The sequence below is a fragment of the Pseudoflavonifractor phocaeensis genome, from assembly GCF_016901735.1.
Taxonomy (GTDB): domain Bacteria; phylum Bacillota; class Clostridia; order Oscillospirales; family Oscillospiraceae; genus Pseudoflavonifractor_A.
Window position 1 is genome coordinate 1 of record NZ_JACLZC010000250.1, and the last position, 223, is coordinate 223.

The window sequence follows — 223 nt, forward strand, 5'->3', positions numbered from 1 at the left end:
TGAAGGCGCACCAATGGCCCGTTGGTCAAGCGGTTAAGACGGCGGCCTCTCACGCCGCAAACATGGGTTCGATTCCCGTACGGGTCACTTTCTTTCTCTGGAAAGAGAAAGAAAGGAAAGAGAACTTTAATAGAAAGTTCTTCTTGACAAAGCTGAGACAATAGAATATAATATCTTACTGTTGAAAAGAACGGTAAGGAGAAGAAAACAGATGAAAGTTTCT

The 223-nt window shown here is 43.0% G+C and carries 1 tRNA gene; it reads left to right on the forward strand.

The window, feature by feature from the left end:
• The first annotated feature begins 15 nt into the window (after window positions 1–15).
• Window positions 16–87: transfer RNA gene (locus tag H7U37_RS15480), tRNA-Glu, on the forward strand.
• The last annotated feature ends 136 nt before the right edge of the window (window positions 88–223 follow it).